Raw genomic sequence first — 5967 nt, 5'->3', positions numbered from 1 at the left:
AGAAATATATTTAACAATGCGAAATCAAAAGAAGGGGCTTATACAAAACTAGCCCACTGGTACAAGGATGTAGAGGATACGAGATTTAAGGCTTTTAATACCATAGCAAACACCATCACCCTTAATTACAGGTCTATTCTCAATTACTTTATCAATAGAAGTACAAATGCTTCAGCAGAATCTTTTAATGCAAAGATAAAAGCGTTTAGGGCTCAGTTTAGAGGAGTGAAAAATGTTGAATTCTTCTTATATAGATTAACCACAATTTTTGCTTAAACACAACAATTAGGCTTGATCCGTGGTGACTTCAACTACAAAACTGGATATACCTTTAAAGTACCCGCCTTATAAATTTTTTGGATTGATAAAGAAAATCGTGGGATAGTTATTTAGAAAGTGCCCGGAGCGGGAGTCGAACCCGCACGCCCTAATGGACACATGGCCCTCAACCATGCCTGTCTACCAGTTCCAGCACCCGGGCTTAAAACAAGTCTGGAAATAGTAAATTTCCAAGGGCTGTAGTAAAAAATGAATTCGAAGAATTCTGAACTTAAAAATGTGATCTGGCTGGGGCTCGAACCCAGGACCCTCTCCTTAAAAGGGAGATGCTCTACCAACTGAGCTACCAGATCGGTTTTCATTATTCCAAAAAGCAAAAAAAATGATTTAAAAATCAAAATTTTTAAAGTGATTCGGCTTTCAAACTTTAAATATCCAAATCAGCTTTTAAACTGTGATCTGGCTGGGGCTCGAACCCAGGACCCTCTCCTTAAAAGGGAGATGCTCTACCAACTGAGCTACCAGATCAATAAAAAGCATCCGTCGTTTTGCGAATGCGGGTGCAAATATACATTCATTAATTTATTTTTCAAGCCTAAATTGAGATAAATTTATATTAGATTTGAATCCTTCTAATAATAAGTACTTTAACTATGAAAATATTTTTAACCGGGTATATGGGCTCGGGGAAGTCGATGGTAGGAGAGAAGCTTGCTAAAAAACTGAATTACAAATATGTAGATCTCGACGATCAAATAGAAGTGATCCAGGGAAAAAGCATTAACGATATTTTTGAAGATAGGGGCGAGCTATATTTTAGAAAGCTGGAAGCACAAATTCTGGATGATATTTTAGAAAATAATTCAGATATGGTGATCTCTTTAGGCGGGGGAACGCCATGTTACGGCGATAATTTTGACCGAATTTGTGCCCAAAAAGACGCAAAAACTATTTATTTAAAAGCATCAATCCCAACCTTAACCGAAAGGCTTTTTCTGGAAAAAGTACATAGACCGGTAATAAGCCACTTGGAAACCCGGGAGGCTTTAGAGGAATTCATCAGAAAACATCTTTTTGAACGTGCTTATTACTACAGCCAGTCAGATATTACCGTAAATGTAGACGAGAAAGAACCTGAAACTATTGCAGATCAAATTATAGAAAAGCTATAAAAGTTCTGCTTTAAAATTTTTAATCTTAAAAGAAACTTCTACCATTTCGTTTAAAGAGGTGGAAAGGGAAATTCCTTTGAAATCCGCTTTTACCGGGTATTTTTTGTGGTTTCTATCTACTAAAACTGCAGTTTTAAATTGTTTTAGTGGAACATTCAAAAAGTGTCTTACGCCATAAATTAACGTAGTTCCCGAGTTCAAAACGTCATCTACCAGGATAACCGATTTATCCTGATAAACCCCAGGCTCCAGAGAAGTGGTAATTTCTTCCAGCGGATTTTTCTTATTTACGTAAACTTCGCATAACTGAATTTTAAGCGGAGAGATTGTTTCTAAAGCTTCTTTTAAATGCGAAGCTAATTGATAGCCTTTTTTAGCGATACCAGCCAGGATAATTTCTTTTTCATCAATATTACTTTCGTAAACCTGGTAGGCTATGCGTTTAATTTTATGCTGAATTTGTTCGTGATTTAAAATAAGTACACGTTCTTTCATTTGTTTATATTTTTGGGTTCAGCTTTAAGCCGACTTTTTTCTGAATTTAAAAAATAATTCGTTTCCCTGTCTTGGTTTTATGGAATTGTAGCAGGTTTCCAGGATTTCTATTTCAAAATACGGACTAAAATACGTTAAATATTCTTCTTTGTTCCCGCCAAAAGGAGGGCCTTGTTCTGTTAGCGGAAATTTAAAAAGCAAGCCACTTATCAATCCATTTTCATTTAAAAGATCAGCCGATTTTTTTGCGTATTCCTGCCTGGAAGCTATCGGAAGCGCACAAAAGAATGTCTGTTCTAAAATAAGATCAAAAGAATCTTCAATTTCAAAGAAATCAATATGTAATAATTGTTCTTCAGGAAAATCGGGAAAACGGGTTTTTAGATTGTGCAGTGGTTTTTTACTAATATCGGCTACATAAACATTTTTAAATTCTTGCTTAAATAAATATTCGGCTTCATAAGCATTTCCGGCACCGGGAATTAATATTTTAAGTTCTTTATCTTCAAGCTGATCTATATAATGTTTCAGCGGAGTAGATACTTCGCCAATATCCCAACCTGTTTGGTTTTGCTCATAGCGTTGCGACCAAAATTCAGAAGAAAAACTATGCTTCTTTGTCTTTTTCATCAGGATTAGGATCTGTATTTTCAAACCAATCGTCTATATCCCGACGATCTTTTTTAGTAGGTCTTCCGGTACCCTTTTTACGATAATAATCTTTAGAATATTTTAAAAGCTCTAATTTTTCAAAAGCTTCTTTTGGGGTAACATCAATTATATAAAGGTTTACCAGTTTTGCGCCAACCCGGCTGGGTGGAAGGTCTAAAACTTCAATTTGATAATCTATCTGGTTCTTTCTTACGGTAAGTTTATCGTTTGGAAAAATTTCTTTAGATGGCTTTACATTGGCGCCATCTACTTTTACTTTTCCCTGTTTGCATGCGTTGGTGGCAATGCTTCGGGTTTTAAAATATCTTACGCACCATAAAAACTTGTCAACTCTCATAAAATCTCTCCTTTAAAACTGCGTTAATCTTAAACAAAAATACAAGAATATTGTATCTTGCGCGCCAAAAATAAAGACAATGCGATTAAACAAATTTTTTATTCTAAGCCTTATTTCAGCTTCAACTTTAATTTCCTGTGATGATGATGACAATAGAAATACTCCGGAAATCGAGGAGAGAGACCCTGAGGAGCAGGCTTTGACTGATGCCGATTCAATAAATAATTTCCTGGACACCCATTTTTATAATTATGAGGAGTTTGAAAACCCTTCAGATGATTTTGATTATATGGTTCGTCTTGATACCATAGCCGGGGAAAATGCCGATAAAACACCACTTTCTGAAGAAGAAAATCTGATTATGAAAACTGTGGTGAATAACGATGTAGAATACAGTATGTATGTTTTGAAGGTTAGAGAAGGGGAAGGCCAACAGCCAAAATTCACCGATTCTACTCTTGTAAGTTACCGCGGGGAATTATTAAATCTTACTGCCTTTGATAATGCAAATACACCTGTATGGTTTGATCTTACTACTTTAATTAAAGGTTTTACCGAAGGAATTGTTGAGTTTAAAGGAGCTTCAGGATATAAAGTAAATCCTGATAATACGGTTGAATTTAATGACGATTATGGCGTTGGAGCTTTAATTTTTCCTTCAGGTTTAGGTTATTTTTCAAGCTCTCAAACCAGTATTCCGCCATATAGTCCCCTGGTTTTTAACGTGCAGTTATTCCGTGTTAATGAAACCGATCACGATCGGGATGGTATTCCCAGCTGGATGGAAGATTTAAATGAAAATAATAATATTTTGGATGATGATACCGATGGTGACGAAACGCCAAACTTTGCCGATGCCGATGATGATGGTGATGGAAAACCAACCCGTGAGGAAATAATTATCAATGAAGATGGCAGTTTAGAGTTTCCAGATTCTAATGGAAACGGCACTCCAGATTATTTAGATCCTGATACTTTTGAATAAGTAAAAGCTTAAGTATTTTATATAGAAAAGAGGTTAAGTAGAAAGTTAACTCAAACGTCATCCTGAACTTGTTTCAGGTTCTAAGTTGTTTTAAAACATGCTAGAAGCTGAAACTAGTTCAGCTTGACGAAGAAAGTCTTTTTACTTAACCTCTTCCTTTTTTTATTAAACAGAACAGAACTTTCCTGTTTGGTTGCGTTTAACCTAAAAAGCATAAGACAAACTCAATATCCATTGAGAAGGTCTTGAATCTATTGAGAAATTATCTGATGCCTCTTCACTAAAAGCGGTGTTATCGGTAAACGCTCCTTCATATCTTACATCAAAACCTAATCTACCCAGGTTTAAACCGGCACCTAACTGGTAACCTACCGTTATATCTTTTTCAACATCACCAATTTTTAGCTGAGTATCTTCCAGCTCATTATTCAGGATATATTGAAAAGAAGGTCCCGCTTTTATATTCAAAGGACCAAAAACATTTACACCCAGTAAAATAGGAGCGTCTATTTTATCAATTTTATAGTTGAAAGTTTCATATTCTGTATTCAGGCGGGTGTACATTAATTCTGGCTGAAGAAAAATTCCCACAATTTCAAATCGACTGAAAAGCCCAATATGGTAACCAGACTTTTCTTTTCCTTCAATGATATTTCCTAAATCGTTAGAGGCATTTTCCATTTTAAGATCTCCGGTAGCACCGTAGTTGAAACCCCCTTTAATTCCAAAATCTGCTTCCTGAGCCATAAGTCCTATGGAGGAAAACAAGAAAACAGCGATAAACATTAATTTTTTCATAGTAGATTGTTTTATTGTTAGGTTTTGATAACGCATAAATAGTGCCTATTATTTTTAATAAAATAAAAAAAGCCTTTAAGAATCTCGTTCTCAAAGGCTTTAAAGATAATTAAAAAGATGTTTTATTTTCTTTTTAGTACTTTTTCTGTGGCTTTAATAATCGCTTCTGCGTTCAAACCATATTTCTCAAAGAGTTGTTCAGGTGTGCCGCTTTCACCAAAAGTATCCTGGGTGGCCACAAATTCTTGTGGAGCAGGATTATTTTCGGCTAAAGTTCTTGCTACGCTTTCTCCAAGTCCGCCAAGGAAGTTGTGTTCTTCGGCAGTCACCACACATCCGGTTTTCTTAACCGATTTGATAATGGCTTTTGCGTCTAATGGTTTTATGGTGTGAATATTAATCACATCAGCACTAATTCCTTTTTCTGAAAGTTTTTGAGCTGCCTGAATAGCTTCCCATACCAAATGACCGGTAGCGATGATGGTTACATCTTCTCCTTCATAAAGTTGAACCGCTTTCCCAATCTCAAATTTCTGGTCTTCAGCAGTGAAATTAGCTACTTTTGGTCTTCCAAATCGAAGGTAAACCGGGCCGTCGTGTTCAGCGATTGCTAAAGTTGCTGCTTTGGTTTGGTTAAAATCGCAGGTATTAATTACCGTCATTCCGGGTAGCATTTTCATAAGTCCAATGTCTTCCAGGATCTGGTGGGTTGCACCGTCTTCCCCTAAAGTCACTCCCGAGTGAGAAGCGCAAATCTTTACGTTTTTCCCTGAATAGGCAATAGACTGACGAATCTGGTCATAAACCCTTCCGGTTGCAAAATTGGCAAAAGTTCCTGCAAATGGAATTTTTCCGCCAATGGTGAGTCCGGCGGCCATGCCCATCATATTGGCTTCTGCAATTCCTACCTGGAAGAAACGCTCGGGGTTTTCATCTATAAAATCTTGCATTTTAAGCGATCCTACAAGGTCGGCACAAAGGGCCACTACATTAGGATTCTTTCGGCCAAGCTCGGTAAGCCCCGCGCCAAAACCTGAACGAGTATCTTTTTTTCCTGTATCTGTATATGTTTTCATTCTAAATTTCTTTGTCATTTCCGTAGCCTGTGCTGAATTCATTTCAGTATAGGCGGAAAATCTATTTTAATAATCTCCTAAAGTTTCCGGGTTTTGAGAAAGCGCTTTTTCTAACTGTTCGTCATCAGGTGCTTTTCCGTGCCAGGCGTGGGT

At 36.7% G+C, this 5967-nt stretch carries 8 protein-coding genes, 3 tRNA genes and 1 pseudogene; 3 read left to right on the top strand and 9 right to left on the bottom strand.

Annotated features, from left to right (window positions below; genetic code table 11):
• Positions 1–276, top strand: a 276-nt coding sequence (locus tag B5X53_RS18750; RefSeq protein WP_143533294.1) for a transposase, incomplete at its 5' end; no start/stop codon positions are given.
• Positions 277–397: 121 nt separating this feature from the next.
• Here B5X53_RS18750 and B5X53_RS18745 read toward each other — a convergent pair.
• The 3 genes from B5X53_RS18745 to B5X53_RS18735 form a co-directional block, all read right to left on the bottom strand.
• Positions 398–481 (bottom strand) — tRNA-Leu (locus tag B5X53_RS18745).
• A 78-nt stretch (positions 482–559) separates the two neighbouring features.
• Positions 560–632 (bottom strand) — tRNA-Lys (locus B5X53_RS18740).
• A 102-nt stretch (positions 633–734) separates the two neighbouring features.
• A tRNA-Lys gene (locus B5X53_RS18735) sits at positions 735–807 on the bottom strand.
• 125 nt (positions 808–932) lie between these two features.
• Here B5X53_RS18735 and B5X53_RS18730 point away from each other — a divergent pair.
• Entirely contained in the window at positions 933–1451 is a 519-nt protein-coding gene (locus tag B5X53_RS18730; RefSeq protein WP_079714728.1) for a shikimate kinase, read from the top strand.
• On the opposite strand, the gene B5X53_RS18725 is transcribed toward B5X53_RS18730, so the two are convergent.
• Genes B5X53_RS18725 through B5X53_RS18715 form a run of 3 tightly spaced genes read right to left on the bottom strand, consistent with a single transcriptional unit; the run spans position 1446 to position 2955 of the window.
• Positions 1446–1946, bottom strand: a complete 501-nt coding sequence (locus tag B5X53_RS18725) for a phosphoribosyltransferase family protein (protein WP_079714727.1) — start codon at positions 1944–1946, stop codon at positions 1446–1448. The genes B5X53_RS18730 and B5X53_RS18725 overlap by 6 nt on opposite strands.
• Before the next feature lie 24 nt (positions 1947–1970).
• Positions 1971–2576: a methyltransferase gene (locus B5X53_RS18720; RefSeq protein ID WP_079714726.1), complete on the bottom strand. Its 606-nt coding sequence runs from the start codon at positions 2574–2576 to the stop codon at positions 1971–1973.
• A complete protein-coding gene (locus B5X53_RS18715) occupies positions 2554–2955 on the bottom strand; it encodes an RNA-binding S4 domain-containing protein (RefSeq protein ID WP_079714725.1) in 402 nt (133 codons plus the stop codon). The genes B5X53_RS18720 and B5X53_RS18715 overlap by 23 nt, the downstream gene beginning before the upstream one ends.
• Positions 2956–3034: 79 nt before the next feature.
• Here B5X53_RS18715 and B5X53_RS18710 point away from each other — a divergent pair, with 79 nt between their 5' ends.
• A complete protein-coding gene (locus tag B5X53_RS18710; protein ID WP_079714724.1) occupies positions 3035–3940 on the top strand; it encodes an FKBP-type peptidyl-prolyl cis-trans isomerase in 906 nt (301 codons plus the stop codon).
• Between the two features lie 204 nt (positions 3941–4144).
• Here B5X53_RS18710 and B5X53_RS18705 read toward each other — a convergent pair whose 3' ends face one another.
• From B5X53_RS18705 to B5X53_RS19435, 3 genes and pseudogenes are all read right to left on the bottom strand, one after another.
• Entirely contained in the window at positions 4145–4738 is a 594-nt protein-coding gene (locus B5X53_RS18705) for an outer membrane beta-barrel protein (RefSeq protein ID WP_079714730.1), read from the bottom strand.
• 122 nt (positions 4739–4860) lie between these two features.
• Positions 4861–5814 (bottom strand): transketolase family protein, encoded by a 954-nt coding sequence (locus B5X53_RS18700; protein ID WP_079714729.1) that lies wholly within the window; start codon positions 5812–5814, stop codon positions 4861–4863.
• 66 nt (positions 5815–5880) lie between these two features.
• Positions 5881–5967, bottom strand: a pseudogene (locus tag B5X53_RS19435) (transketolase); the annotation flags it as partial.

Source organism: Salegentibacter salinarum, assembly GCF_900168115.1.
Lineage (GTDB): Bacteria > Bacteroidota > Bacteroidia > Flavobacteriales > Flavobacteriaceae > Salegentibacter > Salegentibacter salinarum.
This window is presented reverse-complemented; position numbering and strand designations above follow the sequence as displayed.